This window comes from Brevundimonas sp. (assembly GCF_030656255.1).
GTDB lineage: Bacteria > Pseudomonadota > Alphaproteobacteria > Caulobacterales > Caulobacteraceae > Brevundimonas.
On record NZ_JAUSOE010000030.1, the window covers coordinates 71,517 to 97,985 of the forward strand.

The following is a 26,469-nucleotide window of genomic DNA, read 5'->3' on the forward strand; positions in this document are numbered from 1 at the left end:
GGTCGATCCCGGATCGGCCATCCTGTGATCGCTCGCTGTTCCGTCTGTCCGGCGAGCGCAAACCAGGCGGGCGGGCCGGTGACCTGCTTCCGGTCCGCCCGTTCCCCCACGCCCTAGACCCCCATCGATAAAGGACTGCCCATGCCCAGAACCATGAAGGCCGCTGTCGTGCGCGAATTCGGCAAGGCCCTGACCATCGAGGAGGTCGCGGTTCCCGAACCGGGGCCGGGCCAGATCCAGGTCAAGATCGAGGCCTGCGGCGTCTGTCACACCGATCTGCACGCCGCCGAGGGCGACTGGCCGGTCAAGCCCAGCCCGCCCTTCATTCCGGGCCATGAGGGTGTCGGCTATGTCTCGGCGGTCGGCGCCGGGGTCAAGCTGGTCAAGGAGGGCGACCGTGTCGGCGTGCCCTGGCTTTATTCCGCTTGCGGCCACTGCAAACACTGCCTGGGCGGCTGGGAGACCCTGTGCCACGACCAGCAGAACGCCGGCTATTCGGTCAACGGCGGGTTTGCGGAATACGCCCTGGCCGATCCCGACTATGTCGGTCATCTGCCGGACAATGTCAGCTTCACCGACATCGCCCCGATCCTGTGCGCCGGGGTGACGGTCTATAAGGGGCTGAAGATGACCGACACCAAGCCGGGCGACTGGGTGGTGATCTCGGGCATCGGCGGCCTGGGCCATGTGGCGGTCCAGTACGCCAAGGCCATGGGTCTGAACGTCGCCGCCGTGGACGTGGACGACGCCAAGCTGGACCTGGCGCGGCGTCTGGGCGCCACCGTGACGGTCAACGCCAAGACCTCGAACGATCCCGCCGCCGACATCAAGGCCCAGACCGACGGCGGCGCCCAGGGCGTGCTGGTCACGGCGGTTTCGCCCAAGGCCTTCGCCCAGGCGGTCAACATGACCTCGCGGGGCGCCACCGTGGCCCTGAACGGCCTGCCGCCCGGCGACTTCCCCCTGTCGATCTTCGACATGGTGCTGAACGGCACCACGGTGCGCGGCTCCATCGTCGGCACCCGTCTGGACCTTCAGGAGGCGCTTCAGTTCGCCGCCGACGAGAAGGTCAAGGCCACGGTCTCGGTCGAGCCGCTGGAGAACATCAACAGCATCTTCCAGCGTATGCGCGACGGCCAGATCGAGGGCCGGATCGTCATGACGATCTGAAATCGACGCGAGCCCTCTACAAAAAATAGAGTCTATTTCGTCTATTTCGTCTATTTCCGACGTCCAAAGCCGTTGCGTCAGGATGTCGGATCGCGATGTCAAAGACCTGGGCGAGATCATAAGCCCGTCGGCGAACGTGCTGGGTTGGCGGCTTGAATCATTTTCAAGCCGCTGATTCATCGACGGTTTTCCTATGGAATTAGGAGGGCTGGGCGGTCCCAGCCCTCGCATCAGGCAGGCGACCGCGCGGTTCGCCCCGACTTCTGCGGCTTCACCCCCAGCAACAGGCCCAGCCATCCGATCCGGCGTGCGACCTCGTAGGCGAGGAGGCAGCCCAGGGCGGTGATCAGGATCAGGAGGCCGGCCTCCACACCCAACGGCAGGTGGAGCATGGCCAGATTATAGGCCGCCACGACCGTCACGGTCTGGTGGACGATATAGAAGGGGAAGACGCCCACCGAGAGATAGCGCAGGGCCGGGCCGCCCCGGTTCAACCATCTTGCGCCGAAGCCCATAATGGCGGCGATGAAGCCCGCCTGATCCAGCGCATAGACGATCCGCATCGCCTGCCTGAGCGGCTCGGCCGGACTGGTGTCGCCGCGATAGACCCAGGCATAGGTCGCCCAGGCCGCCCAGCTGCACAGGGCGATGATCAGGGCGGGCCAGCGCAGCCGCATCAGGGTCTGACGCGCCTCCTCGGACCGGGCGATCAGATAGCCGAACAGGAAGGCGCCGAAGCTGAGGGCGTGGTTGTACCAGTCGTCGGTCAGGGCATGGGTGATTTCGAACCGGGGCGCCAGGAACCAGCGGATCAGGATCAGATACAGGACCGGCCAGACCACCAACCCCCATCCCCGAAAGACCCGATCCCCCGCCGCCTGAAGAGCGCGTCGGGCGGCCGGAAAGGCGATCATCGCCGTCAGCAACAGGCTGTAGGGCAGCAGATAGGCGATGAACCACAGGTGGTTCCACGTCGGCGTGGTCAGACAGCCGTCGGCGTCGCACCAGTGGCCGGTCGAGGTGGCGTACCGCACCCAGAAGTCCTTGAGCACCGGTCCATGCGCGGGGTCGGCGATCCCCAGGCCCTTGGCCGCCTCGAGGATTTCGTAATAGCTCTGGGGCGGCACAATGACGAACATGCCGAACAGGAGCGGCGGCAGCAGGCGCAGGGTGCGCGATCCGGCCAACGCCCATCCGCTTTGCCCGCGCGCGGCGAACCCGTCCGCTAGAAACCGGGTCGCACAGCCCGAAACCAGAAACAGCAGGGTCAGCCGCCATGGGTTCGTCAGCAGCATGATCGGCTCAAGCGCCTCGACCGGACGTGGGCTGTTCACATGGTAATCCCAGGGCACGTAGAACATGCCGACGTGATAGAGGATCAGCAGCATGAAGGCGCCGACGCGAATCCAGTCCAGATCGTATCGTCGGCCCGTCATTGCGGACGGCGGCACGAGCGGGGGCGGAACAGACATGCGAGAACTCCATGGCGAATGATGCAGGCCCCGTCCTCGCGGAACGACGGGTGGGTCAGCAATCGTCCGGGGCCATGCGGTCGTCTGGCGGGGACGGCGCCGGGGTCGTCGGGACGAACGGCGCGCGTCTCGTGACGAGCGGATGGACGGCTATCGCACGACGCCTGAACGGTCGTGACCTATGGCGGTGCGCCCTGGCGGTCCTGGCCTTTTCGCTGATCAACACGCCGGTCAACATCCTGACAGCCCAGGCGGACAACCCCGATGTGGCCGCCTGGATGCCCATGGTCTGGGAGGTGTCGAGCACCATCACCCTGATGGCGGCGATCTGGATTCCATGGCTGGCCGCCAGTCTGGCGCCGCCGGACGAGGCGGCGGGCGAGGGATGGCGGCCCAAGGCGCGGTTCGCCGGGATTCATCTGGCGGCGCTTCTGACCTTTTCGGCCCTGCACGTCAGCGGTTTCGTGGCGCTGAGGAAGCTGGGCTACGCCGTCATGGGGGCGGGCGCTTATCAATTCGGCGACCGGTTCGGCTATGAGCTGCGCAAGGACCTGGTGACCTATGTCCTGCTGGTCGGGGGCTTCCTGCTGACCGCCTATCTCCGGCGGCGGCGGGACGAACCGGTGCGGCCGGTCAGTTTCGACATTCGCGACGGCGCCCGCATCATCCGCGCGCCCCTGGCCGACATTCTGGCGGTCAGTTCGGCGGGGAACTATGTCGAGTTCGTGCTGGCGGACGGGCGGCGTCCGCTGATGCGCGCGACCCTGGCGGCGGTCGAGGCCGAACTGTCGCGGTTCGGCTTCGTGCGCGTCCATCGCTCGTGGCTGGTCAATGCAGAGCGCGTCACTGGTCTGCAACCCGACGGCTCCGGCGACTGGACCGTGGAACTGGGGGCGGTCAATGCGCCCCTGTCACGCCGCTATCCCGCCGCCCTGGTGACGCTGCGCGGCTAGCCGATCAGGGCCAGCCATTCGTCTTCGGTCAAAACCTGGACGCCGTGTTTTTCGGCGTCTTTCAGCTTGGAGCCGGCGCCGGGGCCGGCGACGAGGTAGTCGGTCTTTTTGGAGACGGAGCCCGAGACCTTGGCGCCCAGGCTTTCGGCGCGGGCCTTGGCTTCGTCGCGGGTGAAGCGTTCCAGAGCGCCGGTGAAGACGACGGTCTTGCCTGCGACCGGGGTGTCGGACTTGGGCCGTTCGGCGTCGAGGATCTGGGTCAGTTCGGCCTCGAGCGCGGCGACGACCTGAAGATTGTGCGGCTCGTGGAAGAAGTGGGCCAGGGCCAGGGCAGCGACGGGGCCGACGCCGGTGACGCCGGCGATCTGGTTCAGGATTTCGGACGGGCCTTCCTGGCGCGCCACCCGGGCCAGTTCGACCAGGCCGGACCAGTCGTCCGTCATTGTGGCCAGAGACCGGCGGGCGGGAGCGGCCATGCCGGGGAAGGCTTGGCTGATCTTCATGTCCATGGTCGCCTCGGGCCAGGGATCGGCGGCGGGGGGCGCGGCCTCGGCCATCAGGGTCAGGACGCGGGGCGATATGGCGTGGGCGGCGGCCAGGGCGGTCCAGGCGTCCGACGGCACGCCCGAAGCGGCCTGGAGACAGGCGGCCTTCAGCGCGGGCCAGGTTTCGAAGGCGCGAGCCAGGACGATGGAGGTCTGTTCGCCGATGTCGCGTATGCCCAGGCCGAACAGGAACCGGTCCAGCGAGATGACGCGGCGGGCGTCGATGCCGGCGACCAGGTTGCGGATGCTGGTTTCGCCATAGCCGTCGTCGCGTTCCAGTTCATTCAGCCGCGCCTCGTCGCGGGCCAGGCGGAAGATGTCGGCCGGTTCCTTGATCCAGCCGCGCGCATTGAAGGCGACCAACTGCTTTTCACCCAGGCCCTCGATATCGAAGGCGCGACGGCCGACGAAATGCTTGAGCCGTTCGACAATCTGGGCGTCGCAGATCAGGCCGCCGGTGCAGCGGCGCTTGACCTCGTCGCCCTCGCGCACAGCCTCGGAGCCGCAGACCGGGCATTTGTCGGGGAAGACATAGGGGACGGCGTCGGCCGGGCGCTGGTCGGGGACCACGCCCAGGATCTGGGGGATGACGTCGCCGGCGCGTTGCAGGCGCACCGTGTCACCGATGCGGACGTCCAGACGTTCGATCTCGTCTTCATTGTGCAGGGTGGCGTTGCGCACCACGACGCCGCCGACCGTGACTGGATGCAGACGGGCGACGGGGGTCAGGGAGCCGGTGCGGCCGACCTGGATGTCGATGCCTTCCAGCACCGTGGTCGCCTGTTGCGCCGGGAATTTGTGGGCGATGGCCCAGCGGGGGCTGCGGGCCACGAAGCCCAGGCGGCGCTGCCAATCCAGCCGGTCGACCTTGTAGACCACCCCGTCGATGTCATAGCCCAGCGCAGCCCGGTCGCGTTCAAGCTCGCGATAGACCTCGATCAGGCCCTCGGCGCCCTCGACCCGACGCGAGCGGGCGTTGACGGGGAAGCCCCAGGCCTTGAGCTTTTGCAGGGCCTCCCACTGGGTCTCGGCGAAGTCGCGGGAGTGTTCGCCCCAGGCGTAGGCGAAGAAGTTCAGCGGGCGTTTGCCCGTGATCCGGGCGTCCTTCTGGCGCAGGGAGCCGGCGGCGAAGTTGCGGGGGTTAGCGTAGGTGCGGCGGCCCTCGGCCTCTGCTGCGGCGTTGAAGGCGGCGAAGGCGTCATTGGGGGCGTATACCTCGCCCCGGATCTCGATCCGGTCGGGCCAGTCGTCGCCGGCTAAAGTCTGTTTCACATCGGCGATGGTGTTCAGATTGGCGGTGACGTCCTCGCCCGCACGACCGTCGCCGCGCGTGGCGCCGATGGTTAGCCGGCCGTCCACATAGAGGAGGTTGGCCGACAGGCCGTCGATCTTGGGCTCGGCGACGAAGGCGATGGGTTCGTCGGCGGGCAGTTTCAGGAAGCGGGCGATGCGGGCCACGAAGTCGCGCACCTCGCCCTCGTCGAAGGCGTTGTCCAGCGACAGCATGGGCACGCCGTGACGGACCTCGGCGAACTGGCTGGAGGCGACGGCGCCGACCTTGTTGGACGGGGAGTCGGGGCGGACCAGGTCGGGAAAGGCGGTCTCGATCTCCAGGTTCCGCGCGCGCAGGGCGTCGTAGTCGGCGTCGGAAATCTCGGGCGCCGCCTCATTATACAGGGCGTCGTGGCGGGCCATTTCGGCGGCCAGCCAGGCCAGTTCCTCGGCCGCGGTTTCGGCGGTCAGGTCTTCGACGGGCGGAAAGGGGGGAATCGCGCTGGACATGTCGGGGTCTCATTACCACGGGCTGACGTCAGGCGATCCGCACGCTAGGCTGAATCGTTATTCACGGAGTCGTCCATGTCGCCCGCCGCCGTCCGATCCCTTCTGCTCGGCGGATGCGCCGCCCTGGCCCTGACCGGATGCGTCGTCGAGCCGATCAGTCCGCCGCCGCCCGCGCCTGTCGTGCCCGCCGCTGAATACGGCCAGCTGCTGGACGATGTGCGGATCCTGTCGGCGGACGACATGGAGGGGCGGGGAACCGGAACGCCGGGCGGGGAGCGGGCGCGGGCCTATGTCGTCGCGCGGCTGGAGGCGTTGGGCGTCGCGCCCGCGCCCTTCGGGCGGCTGCAGCCGTTCGAGGGGACGGGGCCTTCGCCGCAGGGCCCGGCTGCCTATCGCGGGGTCAATGTGCTGGGCCTGATCCGCGGCACCCGTGTCGGCGACCGCTATATCGTGGTCAGCGCCCACTATGATCACGTCGGCATGCATGACGGCCAGATCTACAATGGCGCCGACGACAACGCCTCGGGTGTCGCCACCCTGCTGGAGCTGGCCAAACGGCTGAAGGCCCAAGCGCCGGAGCACAGCGTGCTGCTGGTCGCCTTCGACGGAGAGGAGCGAGGGCTGTTGGGCGCGCGGGAGTTCGTCAAGGCGCCGCCTGTGCCCCTGTCGTCCATCGCCCTGAACCTGAATTTCGACATGACGGCGCGGGCCGAGACCGACGGCCATCTGTGGGTCACGGGGACCTATCAGCACCCCAACCTGCGCCCGATCCTGGAGCCCCTGTCGGCGGTCGGGCCGGTCAGTTTCGCCTTCGGCAAGGACACGCCGCAGGACGAGGGCGAGAACAACTGGGTCTCGGCGTCGGATCACGGCGCCTTCCACGACAAGGGGGTGCCCTTCCTCTATATGGGCGTCGACTATCATCCCGATTATCACCGCCCGACCGACGACTTCGAGCGGATCAAGCCCGAGGTCTTCACCTCGGCGACGGAACTGGCCATCGCCGGATTCCGGGCTCTGGATCGGTCGCTGGATCGATGATCCGGCGTTTCCTGCTCCCGACCCTGGTCTGTCTGGCCGCGCTGGCCGGCTGCGAGCGGCGCGAGGCGGAGCCTGAGTCCACGGCGTCGGCGCCCGTCGCCCCGGCGGCCTTCCAGCATAGGCTTGAGGGCGATATCTCCGGCGACTATCGGCCCGTGTCCGAGCCGACCCAGGCCTGGCGGGTCGAGAGCCTGTTCATCGGCCAGGCCTCGGCGCTGGCTGCGTGGGAGGCGGGGCAGAGGGGGACGGCGCCCCTGATCCTGACGCTGTCGGGGCCGGAGGGGACGGTGCAGGTGGCGCCGCGCGCCTATGACCTGACCGACCAGAGCCTGCATTTCGTCGGCGAGACGCCCGACGGCCAGCCGACCACCCTGGACGCCCGCATCGATCCCGGCGCCCTGGCGACCGCGCGCCGCAATCTGGGCGACCGCACCCCCGTGATCACCGGCGCGGTGACGGTGAAGGGGCAGAGGGTCCCTTTCAGCCTGGGCTGGTGGAACGGCGACTGATCCGGTCAAGGCCCGTGTCGGCGGCGTTCAGCTCTGATGCGAAGCCGTGTTTGGTGTGACGTCATTGATCTGAAAACAGATCAATTGTTGCAAAAGCTATTCTATTTCTCCGCAAAACCTCCGCCGAACCTTCATGCCAGGGCGCATGCGCCGTCACACAGCATCCCTAATGACTGCAGCCGGGCAGGAGGGACGATAACGTCATCGCGGCCGGGCATGAGCTCGGGCGTCCCCTGTCATAGCTCTTTGACCAGACACGGTGGACTGATGATGACCGGCCTTCAGATGAAAACCCTTCTCGTGACGGCGGTCAGCGCCCTCGCACTCGCCGCCTGCGGTTCCGCCGAAGTGGCTTCGCCTGGTGAAGGCGATTTCGGCAACGGCGGCGGCACGACCCCCACCACGCCGACCACCCCCACGCCCGGCACCCCCGCCGCCGACTGCCCCACCGGCCTGTCGAACGTCGGCACCATCGCCAACGGCACCCTGCGCGTCTGCCAGCTGCCGACCCAGGTCCTGGGCAACCTGACCCTGGCTGTCCGCGCCGGCACCATCTATGCGATCAGCGGCCGCACTGAAGTGGGCACCGATCGCGGCATCGACCCCGCTTCGACCACCGGCACCCAGGGCATCCTGACCATTGAACCGGGCGTGAAGCTCTTCGCTTCCAGCGGCGGCGACTATCTGCTGGTCAATCGCGGCTCGCAAATCTACGCGGAAGGCACCGCCACCAACCCGATCATCTTCACCAGCCGCCAGGACATCGAGGGCACGGCCACCGCGACCTCGCAAGGTCAGTGGGGCGGCATCGTCCTCGCCGGCCGCGCACCGCAGGCCAACTGCCAGCTGACCGCCCCGGTCACCTGCACCGGTCAAGTCGAGGGCACCAACGCCTTCTTCGGCGGCAATACGGCCACGGACAACTCAGGCCGCCTGCGCTATGTCCAGATCAAGTATTCGGGCTTTGAAATCTCGACCGGCAATGAACTCCAGGCCCTGACTCTGGCCGGCGTCGGTTCGGGCACGACCCTGGAATATATCCAGTCGTACAACAGCTCGGATGACGGCATCGAAATCTTCGGCGGCAACGCCAACCTGAAGCACATCGTCATCAACGGCGCCGACGACGACGGTCTGGACACCGACACCGGCTGGCGCGGCGGCGCTCAGTTCGGCATCGTGACCCAGCGTGCGCCGAACTCGACCAGCCGTTCGGCCGGCTTCGAGTTCTCGTCCGCCCCGACCTCGACCGCCTACGCCTCGCGGTACCTGTCGCAGCCCAAGATCGCCAACTGGACCCTGGTCGGCCGCAACGCCCCGACCGACGCTCACACGGTCATGCACTTCGACACAGGCACCAACCCGAACCTGATCAATATCGTCGCCACCTCGACGGCGGGTTCGGTTGCGGGCTGCTTCGACATCGCCGACGGCGACACCCAGACCAGCTTCGACAGCGGTTCGACGCCTTCGCTGCGCTCGATCTACATGTCCTGCTCGATCGCCTACCGTCCGGCCAACGTCGCCCGCTCCACGGCGGTGTTCACCAACGCCCGCAACACCAATGTCACGGCGCTGGGAACCTCGACCCTGACCGCTCCGGCCTCGGGCACGACCATCACCAACCAGAACCTGGCCTTCATCAACGGCGCCAACGAAAACGCCGTGACGGCCGTCGATCCGAAGACGGTCTACAGCTTCTTCGACAGCGTGACCTACATCGGCGCGGTGCGGAACGCCCAGGACACCTGGTGGCAGGGTTGGACCTGCGGCCTGACCTCCGGCTCGACCTGCTGACGATGACAGCGCCGGCGGCGACCATGAGGTCGCCGCCGGTTCTTCGCGTTTCCTGACCCCTTCAAGGCGCAGACCATGAATAGACTTACTCTGACCCTGAGCGGGGTCCTTCTCGCCACCAGTGCGCTTATCGCGCCAGGCCTGGCTTTCGCCCAGGCAGCGTCTCCGACCGACCAGACTCCGGCGGAGCAGATTGAAGAACAGCCCACCGAAGTCGGCGAGATCGTCGTCCTCGGCCGCTATATTCCAGAACCCAATCGCGAAAGCTCCGAAGTCGCGGCCTTCCTGACGTCCGAGGACCTGGAGCGCACCGGCGACAGCAACGCCGCCGCCGCCCTGACCCGCGTCACCGGCCTGTCGATCGTCGAGGGCCGCTTCATCTATGTGCGCGGCCTGGGCGAGCGCTATTCGTCGGCCCTGCTGAACGGTTCGCCTCTGCCCAGCCCCGAGCCGCTTCAGCGCGTCGTTCCTCTGGACCTGTTCCCCTCCAGCATTCTGGACAGCGTGACGGTTCAGAAGACCTATTCGCCGAACTTCCCGGGTGAGTTTGGCGGCGGCGTCATCGATCTGCACACCATCGACGCCCCGAACGAACCCTTCTTCAATATGAAGCTCTCTCTGGCCGGCAACACCGAGTCGACCGGCAAGGAAGGCCTGATCTATTACGGATCGCGCACCGACTTCACCGGCTTCGATGACGACACGCGCGAAGTGCCCGGCGCAATCCGCATCGCCTTCGACCAGGGCAAGCAGATCAACAGCGCCAACTTCACGGCCGATCAGCTGCAGACCATGGGTCAGTCGCTGAGCAATGCGCCGCTGCGTCTGTTGCAACGTGAAAAGACCCCGATCGACGGCGGCGTGGAATTCGCCGGCGGTTTCTCGCATGACACGGGCATCGGCACGCTCGGCCTGGTCGCCGTGGCCGGGTATGACAACAGCTGGCAGGCGCGTCGCGGCGTTCAGGAAGAGGGTCAGTTCCAGGGTGAAGTTCTGGTGCCCGTCTCGACCTACGCGGTTGAATCCAATCAGAACGACATTCGCCTGAACCTCCTGGGCGGCCTGTCCCTTTCGAACGCCGATCATGAAGTGAAGTGGACCAACTTCTACGTCCGCAACACCACCAAGGAAGCCCGCTCGGTCGCGGGGCCCGATTTCGACGCCGGCGGCAGCGTGATCCGCAATGACTATACTGAGTGGTTCGTGCGCCAATTGTTCACCAGCCAGCTGGCCGGCGAGCACGAGTTCATGGACGGTTCGCTTCAAATCGACTGGCGCGCGGCCTATGCCAAGACCTCGCGCGACGCGCCCTATGAATCGCGCTTCCAGTACGGCGTCAACGCGGACGGCGACTACATCCACAACGTCCAGGGCAATCTGATTTCGTTCAGCGAACTGGACGATGACATCGTCTCGGGCGGTCTGGACGTGGCCTATACTCTGCCGTTGTCTTCGGCCCGTGAAGCCATCATCAGCGCCGGTGTGGCCTCGTTCGACAACAACCGTGAAGCCTCGCGCCATGACCTTCAGTTCGAAGCCGTCAATGGTCTGACCGACAGCCAGCGCCTGTCGCGCATCGACTATCTGTTCTCGGACTACAACATCAATCCGACGACGCTGCAGCTGCGTGAAATCGCCGGCAGCAACGGCGCCAGCGCCTATGACGCCGAACTTCAGGTCAACGCCGCCTACGCCATGGTCGATGCGGAGATCATCCCCCTGGTTCGCACTACGGTGGGCGTGCGCTTCGAAGACGGTCAACAGAGCGTCACGCCGCGCGACCTGTTCGGTGGTACCTCGACCTATGAAGCCACGGAGATCGAGGAACAGTACTGGCTGCCCTCGCTGACGGCGACGTGGAACTTCGCCGAGGATCAGCAACTGCGCTTCGGCGTGTCACAGACGATCGGCCGCCCTCAGTTCCGCGAACTGGCGCCCCAGGCCTATACCGACCCGGAAAGCGACCGCATCTTCATCGGCAACCCCTATCTGGTGGACACCGAGCTGCTGAACCTGGACGCGCGGTACGAATGGTACTTCGCCCGCCAGCAGTTCATCACCGCCGGCGTCTTCTACAAGGATATGGACAAGCCGGTTGAGTCCGTCATCGTCGATGTCGGCAACCAGCGCCAGCAATCCTACCTGAACGCGCCCAAGGCGACCATCATGGGCGCCGAGGTCGAGGTGAAGAAGTATTTCGAGTTCCCCGACCAGGGCATGAGCTTCATCGCCAACAAGCGTTGGCTGGTTCAGGCCAACTACACCTACTCGGACTCCGAGGTTAAGGTCGGCGACGGCGACACCGTCCTGACCCTGGGTGGCGCGGGTACGCCCGAACAGGCGTCCTTCTTCATCCAGGACGGCAGCCGTCTGCAAGGCCAGTCGGACCACGTCGCTAACCTGCAACTGGGTTGGGAAGACGACACCGCCCGGTCGCAGGCGACGATCATCGTCAACTATGTCAGCGACCGGATCACCGCCCGCGGCGCCGGCACCGGCTCAAGCCGCGAGCCCGACTTCATCCAAGAGCCGGGCGTCTTCCTGGACTTCGTCTATCGCAAGGACTTCACCGTCATGGCCCGCGACATGGGCTTCGCCCTGGAACTGCGGAACCTGCTGGGAACCGAGTTCGACGAATATCAGGAGCTGGGCAACAAGATCCGGGTCAACAACTATGACCTGGGTCAGAGCGCCTCGGTCAGCCTGACCGCCCGCTTCTGATTTCAGAAACAGGCGACGCGTTTGCGACCGGGAAGCTTTCGGCTTCCCGGTCGCTTTCGTTTAAATGATCCGTGTAGATCGTATCTGTCACCAGATGTTCTTCGCGTCTTCACACTTCGGTGCGGCCCGCATACGGACGATTAGTCTAGATCGCGGCATGGCCGTCGGGGGTCGGAACAGGCATGACGTCGTGATCGCGGCTTTCCGTAGTTTTAACGTCTCTTCGGCGACCGACCGTATGCGTCGTCTGCCGCTGCGTCGCATCGTCGAGGTGGTGCTGGTCCTGCTGCTGCTGGTTCAGGCGGGGCGGCTGGTCTGGCTGTTCGCGGGGCCTCAGCCGAAGCTCGAACCGGCCGGCGTCACGGCCCCGGCGGGGCCGGTGGACCTGAGTATTCTGTCGCGTTTCGACGCCTTCTTCCGCACGGGCGGGCAGGGCGCCCTGGCCGGCGCCTCGGGTGCGGACGCCAGCCAGATGCGGCTGTTCGGCGTGCGCGCGGGCGGCGCGGGCGGCGGATCGGCCATCATCGGTCTGGCGGACGGGCGTCAACTGTCCGTCGGCGTCGGCGAGGAGGTCGAACCCGGCCTGGTCTTGCAGTCTGTCGGGTCGGATTTCGTCACCCTCGCGCGCGGCCAGTCCTTGAGCCGTCTGGAATTCGCCGACACGCCCGCCGGCGCCGCCGCGCCCCCCCCGCCGCCGTCGACGCCTCAGGTGGTGGCCCCCCCGGCCGCCGCGCCGGTCTCGGCCCAGGGGGCGGTTGTCGATCCCCAGCGGCTGATGGCCCAGGCCTCGCTGCGGCCGCGAATTCAGGGGCTGGGCGTCAACGGCTTCACTGTTTCTTCCGCCGGCAATGCGTCGGAGCTGCGCAGCGCCGGGCTTCAGTCGGGCGACGTCATCCTGTCCGTCAACGGCGTGGCGCTGAACAGCCCTCAGGCCATCGGCGCCCTGCGCGGCCAACTGGCCAGCGCGCCTTCGGCCGAAATTCAATATGAGCGCGCGGGCGAGACGCGCACCACCACCATAAGGACGCGTCCATGACCGCCTCTCTGCGCAATCGCCTGAAGCGCTCCGGCGTCGGCGCCCTCGCTGCCGTCCTGGCCCTGCAGGCGCCCCTGGCCGCCGCGCCCGTCATGGCGCAGGAGGCGCGCCAGACCCTGAACGTCCAAGGCGCCGACATCCGCGCCTTCATCCAGGACGTGGCTCGCACGACAGGGCGCACCTTCATCGTCGATCCCGCTGTGACCGGGACGGTGACGGTGACCAGCGACCGCCCGCTGGGCCGCGCCCAGATGTTCGAGGTCTTCCTGTCCACCTTGCGGGCCAACGGCCTGGTCGTCACACCGACCCAGTCAGGCGCCTATCGCATCAGCCCGGCCCAGGGCGCGGCCCAGGGGCCGTCGACCGTCGGCGCAGAGCGGTTCTCGACCGAGGTCTTCCAACTGCGCAATATCGACGCGGCGTCCGCCGCCGAGACGATCCGGCCCCTGGTCGGGGCCCAGGGCCAGGTCCTGGCCAATCCCGGCGCCAACAGCGTGGTGGTGGCGGACTTTTCGGACAATCTGGCGCGTATCCGCTCGCTGATCGGCCGGATCGACGTGGACCGGTCCAGCTATGAGGTGGTGGCGCTGGAGAACGCCTCGGCGCGAGAGATCGCCGGGGTTCTGCAGCAAGTGATGGCCGCGCCGAGCGGCGGCGGCCAGGGAATGGTCACGGTCACGGCGGTCGAGAGCTCGAACTCCATCGTCCTGCGCGGCGACGGCCAGGCCCTGGCGCGGGTGCGCGGCCTGATCCACGACCTGGACGGCCGGTCGCGCGCCAGCCAGGACGTCAATGTCGTCTTCCTGGAACACGCCAACGCCGAACAGCTTCTGCCCGTGCTGCAACAGGTGGTCGGCCAGCCGGTCACGGCCTCGAGCAGCACGAGCCAGGGCTTGCGCACCGCACCGACCGGATCGACGACCGGCGCGTCCAGCGGCCTGTCCCGCACCGCCGCCAGCCTTGGAGGCGCGGAGGCAAACACCGGCGCCATCGGCTCGTCCACAGTGACGGCCACCGGCCAGCGCGCCACCATCGCCCGCTTCCCCGGCGCCAACGCCCTGGTCATTGCAGGGCCGGCCGATATGCAGCGGACCCTGGCCGACGTCATCCGGCGGCTGGACGTGCGCCGTCAGCAGGTGCTGATCGAGGCCATCGTGGTCGAGCTGAGCGACAACGCCGTGCGCGAGCTGGGTGTCCAGTGGCTTTACGGCGGCGAGAACGGCGTCGGCCTGACCAACTATACCGACAACGCGACCCCGCTGGTGAACATCGCCGGCGGCGCCTACTCGGCGCAACTGGACGATGACGATCCGCTCAAGGAACAGCTGCAAAACCTGGCCCTTAACAGTCTGTCGGGCGCCAACGGCTTCGTCGGCGGCGCCGCCGTGGACATCGGCGGCGGTCTGTTCGGCTTCATCATCAACGCGGCCAAGACCGACAAGGGCTCGAACCTGCTTCAGACCCCGTCGATCATGACGCTGGACAACGAAGAGGCCACCTTCCTGGTCGGGCAGGAGGTGCCGATCACGACCGGCCAGACTTTGCTGGACGGCAACTCCAACCCCTTCACCACGACCGATCGGAAGGACATTGGCGTGCGGCTGACGGTCAAACCCCAGATCAACGCCGGCGGCTCCATCACCCTGACGCTGCGTCAGGAGGTCTCGGCCATCAACGGCGGGCTGACCAGCAGTTCGACGGACCTGGTGCTGGACAAGCGGGAACTGCAGACGACCCTGGTGGTCGATGACGGCGACATCGCAGTCGCCGGGGGGCTGCTGGACCAGAACGACATCATCCAGACCGACAAGATCCCGGGCCTGGGCGACCTGCCCGGCGTCGGCGCCCTGTTCCGCTCGAACAGCCGCCAGCGGGGGCGGACCAATCTGATGGTCTTCCTGCGGCCCACCATCGTTCGCACGCGTGAAGAGGCCCAGGGCCTGGCCGCCGACCGCTGGGGCTATATGCGCGATCAGCAGCAGGCGGTGCAGCCGGATCGCGAGCCCAGCCTGGACGCCCTGGTGCGCGACTATATGCGGACACAGGCGCCGGCCGCCCCGGCCAGCGGCGAACCCATGGTCATCGCCCCGACCACGGAGGTGGCGGCGCCCGTGGCCCCGGTCGAGGTCGCGCCCCTGCCGCCGACCGGGAACTGATCCCATGATCACCCTGGTCAGCCCCAGCCTGCCCTATGGATTCGCCAAACGGCACGGCGTCCTGCTGCTGGACGCCGGCGAGGTGGCGCGTGTAGGGCTGCGCGAGGGGGCGGACCCCAAGGCCCTGATCGAGGCGCGTCGCGTCCTGGGTCGGCCGCTGGCGGTCGAGACGCTGAGCCAGGCGGCCTTCGACCGCCAACTGTCGGAGGTCTATGCCGGCGATCATCTGGCGGCGACCGACGGCGATGATCTGGACATGCCGGCCGGGCTGGACAGTCTGATCGACGACATCCCGGCGGCGGCGGACCTGCTGGATACGGCCGATGACGCCCCGGTGATCCGGCTGATCAACGGGATCATCGCCGAGGCGGTGCGGACGGGCGCCTCCGACATCCATCTGGAAACCTATGAGACCGCCCTGCTGGTGCGGATGCGGATCGATGGGGTTCTGCGCGAGGCCCTGAGCCTGAACCCGCGCATCGCGCCCCTGCTGGTGTCGCGCATCAAGGTGATGGCGCGGCTGGACATCGCCGAGAAGCGCGTCCCGCAGGACGGGCGCATCCCCCTGGCCCTCGGCGGCAAGACGCTGGACGTGCGGGTCTCGACCCTGCCGTCGCGTGGCGGCGAGCGGGTGGTGATGCGGATCCTGGACAAGGATCAGGCCGGACTGACCCTGGACCGGCTGGGCATGGGGCCCGACGCGCTTGTCGCCTTCCGCGCGGCCCTGGCCGAACCGAACGGCATCATTCTGGTCACGGGGCCGACGGGGTCCGGCAAGACCACCAGCCTGTACGCCGGCCTGGCCCTGCTGAACGATCAGACGCGCAATATTCTGACGGTCGAGGATCCGGTCGAATACGCCATCGACGGCGTCGGCCAGACCCAGGTCAACACCAAGGTCGGCATGACCTTCGCCGCGGGCCTGCGCGCCATCCTGCGCCAGGATCCGGACGTGGTCATGGTGGGGGAAATCCGCGACGTGGAGACGGCGGGGGTCGCGGTTCAGGCCGCCCTGACCGGCCACCTGGTGCTGTCCACCGTCCACACCAATGATGCGGCGGGGGCGGTGACGCGGCTGCGCGACATGGGGGTGGAGCCCTTCCTGCTGGCCTCGACCCTGCGGCTGATCGTGGCCCAGCGGCTGGTGCGCCGGCTGTGCGAGCATTGCCGCACGCCGGAGGTCGCCGACAAGCCGACCGCGAAACTGATCGGCGCCAAGGCCGGGGTGCGCGTCTGGCGTCCGCACGGCTGCGCCCATTGCAGCAGCACCGGCTATGTCGGCCGGGTCGGCCTGTACGAAGTGCTGAAGATCGACGACCGTGTACGCCGTCTGATCGCGGCCGAGGCGGACGAGGACGCGGTGGTCGCCGCCGCCTTCGCCGGGGGCGGAACCTTGACGGAACGCGCGCGCGCCCTGGTGCTGGACGGCGTCACCTCGGTCGAGGAGGCGGTGCGCGTCGCCCGCCAAGAGACCGCGACCGATCCGGCGGAGGCGGCCTGATGGCGGCCTTCGACTATGTCGCCGTCGATGCGGCGGGCCGCACCGTCTCCGGCGCCGTCACGGCGGCGGACGAGGCGACGGCGCGAGGGCAGTTGACGCGTCGCCGGCTGATGCCGCTGGAACTGACGCCGGCCCGGATGGCGGCGCGGTCCGAACGGGGCGGCTCAGGTTCGGTCCGGGGCGACCGGCTGAACGCCAAGACCCTGGCCCTGACCACCCGCCAACTGGCCACCCTGATCTCGGTCGCGCCCATCGAAGAGGCCCTGCGCACCTTGGCGCTTCAGGCGGACCGGCCGGTCGTGCGGCGGGTTCTGGAAGGCGTCCATGCCGGGGTGATGGAAGGGCGGCGTCTGTCGGACGCCATGGCGCTTCAGGGCCAGGCTTTTCCGCCCCTGTACCGGGCCATGGTCTCGGCCGGGGAACAATCGGGCGCCTTGCAGCCGATCCTGGAACGCCTGGCCGACGGCTTGGAGCGGGACCAGCAGGTCCGCGGCAAGGTGATCACCGCCGTGGTCTATCCCAGCGTCCTGGCCGTCGTGGCCCTGGGCGTGATCAGCATTCTGATGACCTTCGTCGTGCCCAAGGTGGTCGATCAGTTCGAGAGCATGAACCAGACCCTGCCGCTGCTGACGCGGCTGGTGATCGGGGTGTCGGACTTGATGCGGAACTGGGGCTGGCTGTTCCTGATCGTGCTGGCCGGGCTGATCGCCGCAGGCGTTGTCGTGCGGCGCCGACCCGAGATCCGGCTGCGGATCGACCAGACGATGCTGAAATTGCCGGTCATCGGCCGGCTGACGCGGGATCTGCACGGCGCCAAGATGGCGCGCACCCTGTCGACCATGATCGCCGCCGGCCTGCCGGTGCTGGAAGGCCTGACCATCACCGCCCGCACTGTGTCCAACATGGCTCTGCGTCAGGCGACGGAATCCATGGGCGAGGCGGTGCGCGAGGGCGGGGGGCTGTCGGCCGCCATGCGCCGCGCCGACGTCTTTCCCCCGCTGCTGGTCTATATGACCGCCTCGGGCGAGAGCAGCGGACGGCTGGAGCCGATGCTGGAACGCGCCGCCGACTATCTGGAACGCGAGTTCTCGACCTTCACCGCCGTGATGCTGAGCCTGCTGGAGCCCGCCATCATCGTTGTCATGGGCGGGGTGGTCGCGATGATCGTCCTGTCGATCCTGCTGCCCATACTTCAGATCAACACCCTGGCCATGGGGTGAGGAGAGTTTAGTGATGACGTCAGAAAATCAGAACAAGCGTAAGAAGCGTCAGGGTTTCACCCTGGTCGAGCTGATGGTGGTCATCGTCATCATCGGCCTGCTGGCGACGGTCGTCGCCCTGAACGTCCTGCCCAGCCAGGACCGGGCCATGGTCGGCAAGGCCAAGGCGGATATCTCGGTTCTGGAACAGGCGATCGAGACCTATCGCCTGGACAATCTGAACTTCCCCACCGACCAGCAGGGACTCGAGGCCCTGGTCGCGGCGCCGGCCGGTCTGACCCAGCCGGAACGCTATCGTCAGGGCGGCTATGTGCGCCGTCTGCCGGAAGACCCGTGGGGCAACCCCTACCGCTACCGTCGCCAGAGCGCGCACGGCCAGCAGTTCGACGTCTACTCCCTTGGGGCGGACGGCAAGGAAGGGGGCGAGGGCAATGACGCGGACCTCGGCAACTGGCAGGGCTAGCCTTCAGCGTCGCCGTTCTGGATTCACCCTCGTCGAGCTGATGGTCACGGTGGCCGTCATCGGATTGGCGGCGGGGGCGGTGGCCCTGTCCTTGCCTGACCCTCGACCCGCCGTGGGCCTGGAGGCGGAGCAGTTCGCCGCCCGACTGTCGCGCGCCCGCGAGGAGGCGATCCTGACCAATCGGCCGGTGGCGGCCGATGCGGACACGGCCGGCTACGGCTTTTCCAGTTTCGACGGCGCCGTCTGGACGCCGCTGAACGGCGTCTTCATCGCCCGCACCTGGGGCGAGGGCGTCGCAGCGCCGGCGGATCCCGTGCGCATCGTCTTCGATCCTACCGGCGTGGCCGACCCGGCGCGCGTCCGGCTGACCCGCGACAACCAGTCCCGCACCGTCACGGTCGATGGCGCGGGCGAGGTGTCGATCCATGGTTGACTTCGCCCCAGCGTGGCGACGCCGCCCGGCGAGCGGCAGGGCTCAACACGCCCGCGCCGGGTTTACGTTGATCGAAATGCTGGTGGCCCTGGCGGTGTTCGCCCTGGCGGCCATGGCCCTGTTGAACCTGTCGGGCGAGAGCACCCGTTCCGCCGTGCGCGTCGAGGCGCGCACCCTGGGCGGTCTGGTGGCCGAGAATGTTGCAGCCGAGGCCATGATCGCGCCCAGCCTGCCGGTCGGCGAAGTCAGCGGCGAAACCCAGATGGCCGGCCGCGTCTGGCGCTGGCGTCGCGTTGTCACCGGGACGGAAGTCGCCGGCATGGGCCGGATCGACGTGCGGGTCTTCACTGAAGAGGGCCAGGTGGCGGACCGCGTCCTGTTCCGGGCGGCCGGGGCATGAGGCCGTCGGGTACGAAGCCGCGGGATCGGCGGGCGGGGTTCACCCTGGTCGAGGTCCTGGTCTCGCTGGCCATCTTCGCCCTGTTGGCCGGGGCCGGCGCCCTGGTGCTGAGTCAGACCATCGACACCCGGTTCGCCATTCGCGCCGAGACCGACCGCACCGGCGATCTGCAGCGGACGCGCGCCCTGCTGAAGGCCGATCTGGCCCAGGCGGCGCCGCGTCGCACGCGCGGCCCGACCGGCCGGCCCCTGCCGCGCGCCCTGATGGGGCAGGAGACGCCCAGCGACCCTATTCTGGTCCTGGTTCGCAACGGGTGGTCCAATCCGGATGGGGCGGCGCGCCCATCGCTGCAGAGGGTCGAATACCGGGTGGTCGAGGATCGGCTGGAACGTCGCGTCTCCCCCTATCTTGACGGCGCCCGCGCTGGACCGCCCCAGGTTCTGTATCGCGGGGTCAAGGACGCAACAGTGACCTTCATCCTGAACGGATCCGAGGCCCCGGCCTTCATCTCGACCAGCGACCGGCCGTTGCCGGACGCGGTGCGGATCGTCATGACCCTGGACGGTTTCGGCCGCCTGGATCAGCTGTTCCTGGTCGCCGCTGCATGAGACGGCTGCGGGGATCGCGCGAGGGCATGGCCCTGCTGACCGTGCTGCTGCTGGTGGCGGTGATGGCGGTCGTGGCGGTCGCCATTCTGGACGACGTGCGCTTCTCGGTGCGCCGCACCACCAACGCCGAGACCCAGGCCCAGGCCCAATGGTACGCCGCCGGCGCCGAAAGTCTGGCGCGGCGCCAGATCGCCGACCTGATGAAGGCCGATCCCGCCCGCACCCCGCTGGAGCCGCGCTGGAACGGCCGAGTGCTGGAGTTTCCGGTGGAGGAGGGGACGATCCGCGCCGTGATCACGGACGGCCAAGCCTGTTTCAACCTGAACAGCCTGGTGTTCGGCCAGGGCGAGGACCTGTTCCCCCGCCCCGAAGCCACGACCCAGTTCGTCGCCCTGGGGGCCGCCCTGGGCCTGTCGCGCGCCCGGATGGCGGCTGCGGCCGCCGCCCTGACCGACTGGATGGACAATGACGCCGAAGCTTCGCCCGGCGGGGCCGAGGATGCGCGTTACGCCGGCCTGTCCACGCCGTATCGCACCGGCGGCGTCATCCTGGCGGACGTCAGCGAGATGCGGGCGGTCGCCAATATGGACGACGACCTGTATCGGCGGCTGCGCCCCTATGTCTGCGCCCTGCCGGCGACCACCCAGACCACGCTGAACATCAACACCCTGACCCCGGCCGAGGCGCCCCTGCTGGTCATGCTGACCCAAGGTGAAGTGGGACTTCAGGGCGCGCGCGCCGCCATCGCCGCGCGGCCGGTTCTGGGCTGGTCCAGCGTCGACGCCTTCTGGGGCCAGCCGGCGCTCAAGGGCTTCACGCCTGATGAGGAGACAAGCGGGCAAGTCTCGCTGTTGACACGCTATTTCGATCTTCGGGTCGATATCGATTACGGCGGCGCCCACGCCGTCCGCACTGCTCTCCTGTACGCCGCGCCGGACGGCGCCGTGCGCACTGTCATTCGCCGCTGGACCCCTGAAGAATGAGCCAGACCCGTATCGTCATCATCCCCCCGGCGGCCTCGATGCCGGCGCCCTTCCTGACGTTCGACGCCGGGGGACGGGTGCTGCAACGCGGCTCCCTGTTGCTGGAAGACTCGGCCGCGGCGCCCGATGTCCGCCCCGATCTGCGAACGGTGGCCGTCGCCCCGGGCGCCGATGTCCTGGTGCGCTGGCTGGACCTGCCGGTCGGCGGGGCGGCCCAGGTGCGGGCGGCGGCGCGTTGGGCCTTGAAGGACGATCTGGCCGGCGATCCTGAGCGCACGGTCGTGGCCCTGGGCCCGGTCGTCGGCGAGGGGCCGCGTCTGGTCGCCGCCGTGGGTGCGGGTCTGCTGGAGGCGTGGATCGACTATCTGGCCGCCCTGGGCGTGACGCCGGCCGCCGTTGTGCCCGACTGTCTGATCCTGCCGGCGCCGGCGGACGACGCGCTCAGCGCCGCCGTCTTCGGGGCCGACATGGGTCTGCGCGGCATGGATTTCGCGGCCACGGTCCAGTCCGATCTGGTCGAGGCGGTGGCGGGCGGGCGCCCGTTGATCCGCGTGGACGATCCCGAGACGATGGAGCGGCTGCTGGCGGCCGCAGCGGCGGCGCCGGCCGTTGATCTGTTGTCCGGCCTGGAGCGCAGGCGCGAGGTCCGGGCGGGCGGCTGGCGGTTGGCGGCCGGTCTGGCGGCGGCTCTGGTGGTGTCGCCCCTGATCCTGACCCTGGCCGCCGGCGCGCGCGATCAGGTCGCCGCCGACCGGGCCGAACGCCGGACCCTGGCCCTGATCAGCGAAACCCTGCCCGACGCCGCCCGCGCCAGCGATCCGATGGAGGCGGCGCGTCGCCAGATCGCCGTGGCCCCGCCGCCGGGCGGCCTGGCCTCGGTCAGCGCCGCCCTGTTCGCTGCCGTGGAACAGGTCGAGGGCGCGGAACTGGACAGTCTGAGCGCCGATCCCGGCCAGGGGGTGCGCGCGACCGTCAGCTATCCGGCCTTTTCGGATCTGGAGACCTTGAGGACCGCCCTGGCCGCCTCGGGCCTGTCCATGTCCGACGCCTCGACCGTCGAGGACGGCGGGCGGGTGGTCAGTGAAATCATCGTGGGAGGCGCCGCATGAACGGCCTGATGTCTCAAGCCGCCGCCTGGTGGGACGGCCGCACCCTGCGCGAGCAGCGGATGCTGGCGGTGATGGGCCTGGCGATCGCCGCCGTTCTGGTCTGGCTGCTGATCGTTCGTCCGGCCTGGGCCTGGCGGGCCGATGCGGCCGAGGCGCGGGCCGTGGCCGAGGCCGATCTGGTCCTGGTTCAGACGGCGACGGGTCGTATGGTGCGGACCGACGCCGCCAGCAGCGACGTCGATGTCGCGGCGGTGGTCGCCGAGGTGGGGTCGATCACCGGGGTGACGCCGATCATGGGCATGTCGTCGGACGGCGGTCTGGGCTTCAGCCTGACCAATGTCTCCAGCGCGGCGGCCTTCGGCTGGCTGGCGGCCCTGCATGACCGCAAGGTCGAGGCCACGACGCTGAACGTCGTCGAAAACGCCGATGCGACGATCAGCGTCGAGGGCGCGCTGGCGCCCGCCAGCTGAGCCACGCGTGAGCGCGGTTCTGCAGCGCCTTACCCCAGGGTCAAGGTCCTCAGGCGCAGAAGCCGGTCACCGGCCGTGATGAACAGGCTCCGGCCGTCCTCGCCGAAGGTGCAGTTCGCCGCCGCCCCGCCTGTGTCGATGCGGCCCAGGCTGCGCCCCTCGGGGGTCAGAACATGGATCCCGCCGGGACCGGTGGCGAACAGATGGCCCGCGCGATCAACGGCCAGACCATCCGGCAGGCCTGGATTGGACGGCCCGACCTGGTCGGAGAAGTCCATCAGCACCCGCGACTTCATCGCCGGGCCGGTCTGGGTCAGATCATAGGCCAGCAATAACGGGTGTTCGGGATCCGAGACCGCCACATAGAGGGTGCGCTGATCCGGCGACAGGCCGACGCCGTTGGGGAAGGTGAGACTGTCGTCCAGCAGCGTTACGGCGCCTTCGGGATCCAGCCGATAGACGCCGTTGTAGGCCGTCTCCTTCAGCGGCGAACGGTCCATGTCCTTCAGCCCATAGGGCGGGTCGGTGAAGAAGATCGCGCCGTTCGACGCCTGGACCAGGTCATTGGGCGAACTGAAGCGGGCGTCGCCATAGCGGGTCGCCAGCAGGGTCTTGGCGCGGGTGGCCAGATCGACGCGCGCGATGGCGCGGGCGCCATGATCGGCCATCAGGATCGAGCCGCCGGGGCCGACGATCAAACCGTTCGACCCTGGCTCACGAAAGACCGAGGCGTCCGGCCCATCATAGCCCGACGGCTCCATGAAGACAGAGAGGCCGTCCCGTTCCGACCAGCGATGGATCCGGTTCTCGGGCACGTCGCTGAACAGCAGATAGCCGCCGTCGGCGATCCACACCGGGCCTTCGGACCAGGTGAAGCCCGAGGCGAGCGTCTCCAGCCGCGCGTCCGGGGCGACCAGGCGGTCCAGCGCCGGGTCGTGGCGGATCACGTGGGAAGCAGAGGCGGAGCGGGCCGAGGCGCAGCCGGCGCCGACGAGGCTTCCAGCGAGGCTGCCCGCAAGAACGAGACGACGAGAGAGGGGCAGGGCGAGACTCCGGGAGTTAAGGGGAAGGGCGGGCGTCAGAGCGAGACGGCGCGACGCTCGCGGGCGGATTGATAGATGGCTTCGATGATCCGCAGATCCCGAAGGCCTTCCTCGCCCGAGACGATGGGCTCGGCGCCGGTCATCACGCATTGGGACAGGTGATCCAGCTGAGCCGAAAACTGGTTCTGGGGCGTCTCGGGAACCGCATGGTCTTCGGTGCGCCAGTCCTTCATCCGGCGCAGGCGATTGCCGGAATAGGCGGTGGCCGGCTCCGCATCCACCCAGCCGTCCGTGCCGACGATACGGAAGCGGTTGTGATTGGAGCCATAGGTCGAGACGCAGTCGGCGACGGCGCCGGACGGGAAACGAAGCTGGAAGTTGATCGTGTCCTCAACCTCCTTAAATCGAATATCCGACCGGTCCGTGGATTCGAGCGCCACGACCTCGACCGGTTCTTCGCCGGTCAGATAGCGGGCCGCCTGCAGGCTGTAGATGCCGATGTCCATCAGCGAGCCGCCGCCCGCCAGGGCGCGGTTCAGCCGCCATTGGGCGGGGTCGCCGATGTTGAATCCATGTTCGGCCGTCACGATGCGCGGACGACCGATTTCGCCGGCGCGGACGACCCGCATCGCCTCGCGATTGGCCGCTTCGAAATGGCAGCGATAGCCGATCATCAGCTTGCGGTCGGCGGCCTTGCAGGCCGCGATCATGGCTTCCGCCTCGGCCGCCGTATTGGCCATCGGCTTTTCGCAAAGGACATGTTTGCCGGCCGCGGCGGCCCGCAGGGTGTACTGGTGGTGCAGCCCATTGGGCAGGATCACATAGACGATGTCGACGTTCGGATTGTCGCGGATCTGGTCGAAGCTGTCGTAGGTGTAGAGGCCGTCTTGGGATACGCCGTATCGCTCTGCGTAACGGCGCGCCTTTTCCGGGGACCCGCTGACCAGAGCGGCGAGGCGCGAATGGCGACATTCGGCGAAGCGCGGCAGGATGACGTCCGCATAGCCGCCCAGACCCACGATGGCATATCCCAGCCGCCGATCGGGGAGCGCCGTTTGGGCCAGACTCGGCGCCGGCGCCAGGCTGGCTGCAGCACCCAGTTTCATGAGGGATCGGCGCGTGGGTTTCATGATCATCAGGCTTGTTTCGATTTTAACGGCGGTCGCCTCGACGGCTGATCTGGCATCGCGTCGATGGACGAGTACAGAAGCGTTTTCCCGTCAGGACAAGCCATCATCCTGTCGCACCTCGCAGGGATGACTGTCGGCGTCCTCCGCACCTGTTGCAAACGTCGGTGAGAGCGTTAGGCGGCTTGACGACTCGCGCCGGACAAAGGCTAGCTTTCGCCATGGCAAAAGTCGCGATCAAGACGCCTCAAGGCGATAACCCCAATCCCGTGGACCTGCATGTTGGCCGGCGCGTCGCCGAGCGCCGTCAGGCGCTGCGCTACAGTCAGGCTCAACTGGCGCTGGCGGCCGGGGTCACCTTCCAGCAGATCCAGAAATACGAGCGTGGCAGCAATCGGATCGCCGCCTCGCGTCTGTGGGAGATGGCGGAGTTTCTGAACGTCGATCTCAACTATTTCTTCGAGGGTCTGGGTTTGCCCGATGCGTCAGAGGCGCGGCCGGGAGGCGCAACCACAAAACATACGGCCGAGATCGCCCGGCGAGCGCTCGAGCTGTCGGCGCGAAACCAGAAGCTTGTTCTGGACCTGATCCAGCAACTGGCCCGGGTTCCGGCCGAGACCGGCGCGGAAATCGATGTCTAGCCTCTGTCTCGCTGTCCGTGGCGGACGGCGAGCCCATTCGCGGAACGGACGCTAGGCGATGGGGCGACTGACGCGGCGCGAGATCGAATGCGTGCAACTGGCCGGCCTTAGACTGTCAAATCAGGAGATCGCGGAGGTTCTGGGCATCACGCCCAGCACGGTGGCGAACTATCTGCAAAGCGCCAACGCCAAACTCGGAACGAGCCACCGGCGGGCAGCGGCCCAGGCGCTGGGCATTCAATACCCAGGCGCCGGAATGACCGATGCCGAGCTGGCCGAACGGCTGCCAGAACGATTGCGTCCGGCTGTCTCGCCGGGCGTGGGGAACCCGATCGACGACCGGCCCTGGGCGGCGCGCTTTTGGCGGCCGCCTCCGGCGAACCGGTTCATTCGACTGGGCGTCATCGTCGGCGTGACGGCGCTCTGGCTGCTCGTTCTGGGCGGTTTGACGTCTTTAGTGATGACGATCTTCTCGACGCTCGACGCATGGCGGCCTTCTTAGCCGAGATCCTCGCCATGAATCACAAGACCGACTTCGCCAACCTCATCGCGCAACGCCTTCAGACGGCGGAACAGGCGCTGGATCAGGCGCTCGCCGAAATCAGCCTTCTGACCCACGATATGACGCGTCACCGCGCCGGCGCCCTGTTCGCCGCGCAGGCCGGACATCAGGCCTTGGTCGACGTCCAGGCGGCGGCCGGGGCGCTTGTCGAGGGCCGATCCAGGCTCGTGGCCAGTCATGACCGGCTGGCGCGCATCGCCCGCACGCTCGGCATAACCGTCACGGCCGGCGGACCGCTTGAAGGCAAGGATCAGCCTGCCGCCGGAGCGACGGCGCGGGTGCTGGAGGTCTGATGCTCCAGACGGGGCTCCTGATCGTCAGTCTGGCCGCTCTGGCCGCGCCGGTCGTCTGGGGCGGCCGCGCCGACCGCTGGGCCGCTGCGTTTCTGCTGGCGGACATGGTGCTCAGCCCATTGGCGCAGCATCTGATGCACGGGGATGTCCGCTGGGGCGTCGCCCTGGTGGATATGGCCTGCGCGATCGGACTGATCGGTCTGGCGATGCGGGCGGACCGCTGGTGGCTTCTGTTCGCCGCCGGCCTGCAGGTCGCGGTTGTCCTGACCCATTTCGCCGCCCTGGGCCCCGCCTTCATCTACAACTGGACGGCTGTCACGGTTCGGCTCGCGACCTGGATCGCCTTGCTGATCGTGCTTCTGGCCGGCGCCTACGAAGCCCATCTGGTGCGTCGGTATCGACTGCTGCCCGGCGCCCCGGCCTAACCCACCTTA

General features: G+C 67.9%; 25 protein-coding genes. 21 read left to right on the forward strand and 4 right to left on the reverse strand.

Going from position 1 to position 26,469, the window contains the following annotated elements; translation table 11 throughout:
* The first annotated feature begins 141 nt into the window (after positions 1–141).
* On the forward strand, positions 142–1,170 hold the full coding sequence (gene adhP / locus Q7J26_RS03515) for an alcohol dehydrogenase AdhP (RefSeq protein WP_304935123.1): 1,029 nt from the start codon (positions 142–144) through the stop codon (positions 1,168–1,170).
* 230 nt (positions 1,171–1,400) lie between these two features.
* On the opposite strand, the gene Q7J26_RS03520 is transcribed toward adhP, so the two are convergent.
* Positions 1,401–2,642 (reverse strand): acyltransferase family protein, encoded by a 1,242-nt coding sequence (locus Q7J26_RS03520; RefSeq protein WP_304935124.1) that lies wholly within the window; start codon positions 2,640–2,642, stop codon positions 1,401–1,403.
* An 11-nt stretch (positions 2,643–2,653) separates the two neighbouring features.
* On the opposite strand from Q7J26_RS03520, the gene Q7J26_RS03525 reads away from it, so the two are divergent.
* Positions 2,654–3,595, forward strand: a complete 942-nt coding sequence (locus tag Q7J26_RS03525) for a LytTR family DNA-binding domain-containing protein (protein ID WP_304935125.1) — start codon at positions 2,654–2,656, stop codon at positions 3,593–3,595.
* Here Q7J26_RS03525 and ligA read toward each other — a convergent pair.
* On the reverse strand, positions 3,592–5,922 hold the full coding sequence (gene ligA, locus Q7J26_RS03530; RefSeq protein ID WP_304935126.1) for an NAD-dependent DNA ligase LigA: 2,331 nt from the start codon (positions 5,920–5,922) through the stop codon (positions 3,592–3,594). The genes Q7J26_RS03525 and ligA overlap by 4 nt on opposite strands.
* A gap of 75 nt (positions 5,923–5,997) precedes the next feature.
* Between ligA and Q7J26_RS03535 the strand changes: the two genes are divergently transcribed.
* The 15 genes from Q7J26_RS03535 to gspM all read left to right on the forward strand — a co-directional run bounded on the left by Q7J26_RS03535 (position 5,998) and on the right by gspM (position 22,369).
* A complete protein-coding gene (locus Q7J26_RS03535; protein ID WP_304935127.1) occupies positions 5,998–6,963 on the forward strand; it encodes a M28 family peptidase in 966 nt (321 codons plus the stop codon).
* Positions 6,960–7,472 (forward strand): hypothetical protein, encoded by a 513-nt coding sequence (locus Q7J26_RS03540; RefSeq protein ID WP_304935128.1) that lies wholly within the window; start codon positions 6,960–6,962, stop codon positions 7,470–7,472. Before Q7J26_RS03535 ends, Q7J26_RS03540 begins: the two co-directional genes overlap by 4 nt.
* 285 nt (positions 7,473–7,757) lie before the next feature.
* Complete coding sequence (locus Q7J26_RS03545; protein ID WP_304935129.1) at positions 7,758–9,269, forward strand: hypothetical protein; 1,512 nt, start codon at positions 7,758–7,760, stop codon at positions 9,267–9,269.
* Between the two features lie 75 nt (positions 9,270–9,344).
* A complete protein-coding gene (locus Q7J26_RS03550) occupies positions 9,345–11,990 on the forward strand; it encodes a TonB-dependent receptor domain-containing protein (RefSeq protein ID WP_304935130.1) in 2,646 nt (881 codons plus the stop codon).
* A gap of 238 nt (positions 11,991–12,228) precedes the next feature.
* Positions 12,229–13,026 (forward strand): type II secretion system protein N, encoded by a 798-nt coding sequence (locus Q7J26_RS03555; RefSeq protein ID WP_304935131.1) that lies wholly within the window; start codon positions 12,229–12,231, stop codon positions 13,024–13,026.
* Positions 13,023–15,182: a type II secretion system secretin GspD gene (gene gspD / locus Q7J26_RS03560; RefSeq protein ID WP_304935132.1), complete on the forward strand. Its 2,160-nt coding sequence runs from the start codon at positions 13,023–13,025 to the stop codon at positions 15,180–15,182. Before Q7J26_RS03555 ends, gspD begins: the two co-directional genes overlap by 4 nt.
* Positions 15,183–15,186: 4 nt before the next feature.
* Positions 15,187–16,683 (forward strand): type II secretion system ATPase GspE, encoded by a 1,497-nt coding sequence (gene gspE / locus Q7J26_RS03565; protein WP_304935133.1) that lies wholly within the window; start codon positions 15,187–15,189, stop codon positions 16,681–16,683.
* Positions 16,683–17,903, forward strand: coding sequence for a type II secretion system inner membrane protein GspF (gspF, locus tag Q7J26_RS03570; RefSeq protein ID WP_304935134.1), 1,221 nt, complete (start codon positions 16,683–16,685; stop codon positions 17,901–17,903). The genes gspE and gspF overlap by 1 nt, the downstream gene beginning before the upstream one ends.
* 13 nt (positions 17,904–17,916) lie before the next feature.
* The gene (gene gspG / locus Q7J26_RS03575; protein WP_304935135.1) at positions 17,917–18,366 is read left to right on the forward strand and encodes a type II secretion system major pseudopilin GspG; all 450 of its coding nucleotides are present in this window, start codon (positions 17,917–17,919) and stop codon (positions 18,364–18,366) included.
* Positions 18,335–18,799: a GspH/FimT family pseudopilin gene (locus Q7J26_RS03580; RefSeq protein ID WP_304935136.1), complete on the forward strand. Its 465-nt coding sequence runs from the start codon at positions 18,335–18,337 to the stop codon at positions 18,797–18,799. The genes gspG and Q7J26_RS03580 overlap by 32 nt, the downstream gene beginning before the upstream one ends.
* Positions 18,792–19,199, forward strand: a complete 408-nt coding sequence (gene gspI / locus Q7J26_RS03585) for a type II secretion system minor pseudopilin GspI (protein ID WP_304935137.1) — start codon at positions 18,792–18,794, stop codon at positions 19,197–19,199. Before Q7J26_RS03580 ends, gspI begins: the two co-directional genes overlap by 8 nt.
* Complete coding sequence (gspJ, locus tag Q7J26_RS03590; protein WP_304935138.1) at positions 19,196–19,807, forward strand: type II secretion system minor pseudopilin GspJ; 612 nt, start codon at positions 19,196–19,198, stop codon at positions 19,805–19,807. Before gspI ends, gspJ begins: the two co-directional genes overlap by 4 nt.
* Positions 19,804–20,790, forward strand: a complete 987-nt coding sequence (gspK, locus tag Q7J26_RS03595) for a type II secretion system minor pseudopilin GspK (protein ID WP_304935139.1) — start codon at positions 19,804–19,806, stop codon at positions 20,788–20,790. The genes gspJ and gspK overlap by 4 nt, the downstream gene beginning before the upstream one ends.
* Complete coding sequence (gene gspL / locus Q7J26_RS03600; protein ID WP_304935140.1) at positions 20,787–21,899, forward strand: type II secretion system protein GspL; 1,113 nt, start codon at positions 20,787–20,789, stop codon at positions 21,897–21,899. Before gspK ends, gspL begins: the two co-directional genes overlap by 4 nt.
* A complete protein-coding gene (gene gspM / locus Q7J26_RS03605; protein WP_304935141.1) occupies positions 21,896–22,369 on the forward strand; it encodes a type II secretion system protein GspM in 474 nt (157 codons plus the stop codon). Before gspL ends, gspM begins: the two co-directional genes overlap by 4 nt.
* Before the next feature lie 29 nt (positions 22,370–22,398).
* Here gspM and Q7J26_RS03610 read toward each other — a convergent pair whose 3' ends face one another.
* Both Q7J26_RS03610 and Q7J26_RS03615 read right to left on the reverse strand, forming a co-directional pair.
* Positions 22,399–23,316: an SMP-30/gluconolactonase/LRE family protein gene (locus Q7J26_RS03610; RefSeq protein ID WP_304935142.1), complete on the reverse strand. Its 918-nt coding sequence runs from the start codon at positions 23,314–23,316 to the stop codon at positions 22,399–22,401.
* A 131-nt stretch (positions 23,317–23,447) separates the two neighbouring features.
* Positions 23,448–24,548: a Gfo/Idh/MocA family protein gene (locus Q7J26_RS03615; protein WP_370651905.1), complete on the reverse strand. Its 1,101-nt coding sequence runs from the start codon at positions 24,546–24,548 to the stop codon at positions 23,448–23,450.
* A 176-nt stretch (positions 24,549–24,724) separates the two neighbouring features.
* Here Q7J26_RS03615 and Q7J26_RS03620 point away from each other — a divergent pair, with 176 nt between their 5' ends.
* Genes Q7J26_RS03620 through Q7J26_RS03635 form a run of 4 tightly spaced genes read left to right on the forward strand, consistent with a single transcriptional unit; the run spans position 24,725 to position 26,460 of the window.
* Positions 24,725–25,180 (forward strand): helix-turn-helix domain-containing protein, encoded by a 456-nt coding sequence (locus tag Q7J26_RS03620; protein ID WP_304935143.1) that lies wholly within the window; start codon positions 24,725–24,727, stop codon positions 25,178–25,180.
* Between the two features lie 58 nt (positions 25,181–25,238).
* Positions 25,239–25,682 (forward strand): response regulator transcription factor, encoded by a 444-nt coding sequence (locus Q7J26_RS03625; RefSeq protein WP_304935144.1) that lies wholly within the window; start codon positions 25,239–25,241, stop codon positions 25,680–25,682.
* A 14-nt stretch (positions 25,683–25,696) separates the two neighbouring features.
* Positions 25,697–26,035, forward strand: a complete 339-nt coding sequence (locus Q7J26_RS03630; protein ID WP_304935145.1) for a hypothetical protein — start codon at positions 25,697–25,699, stop codon at positions 26,033–26,035.
* The gene (locus Q7J26_RS03635; RefSeq protein WP_304935146.1) at positions 26,035–26,460 is read left to right on the forward strand and encodes a hypothetical protein; all 426 of its coding nucleotides are present in this window, start codon (positions 26,035–26,037) and stop codon (positions 26,458–26,460) included. The genes Q7J26_RS03630 and Q7J26_RS03635 overlap by 1 nt, the downstream gene beginning before the upstream one ends.
* Positions 26,461–26,469: the final 9 nt, after the last annotated feature.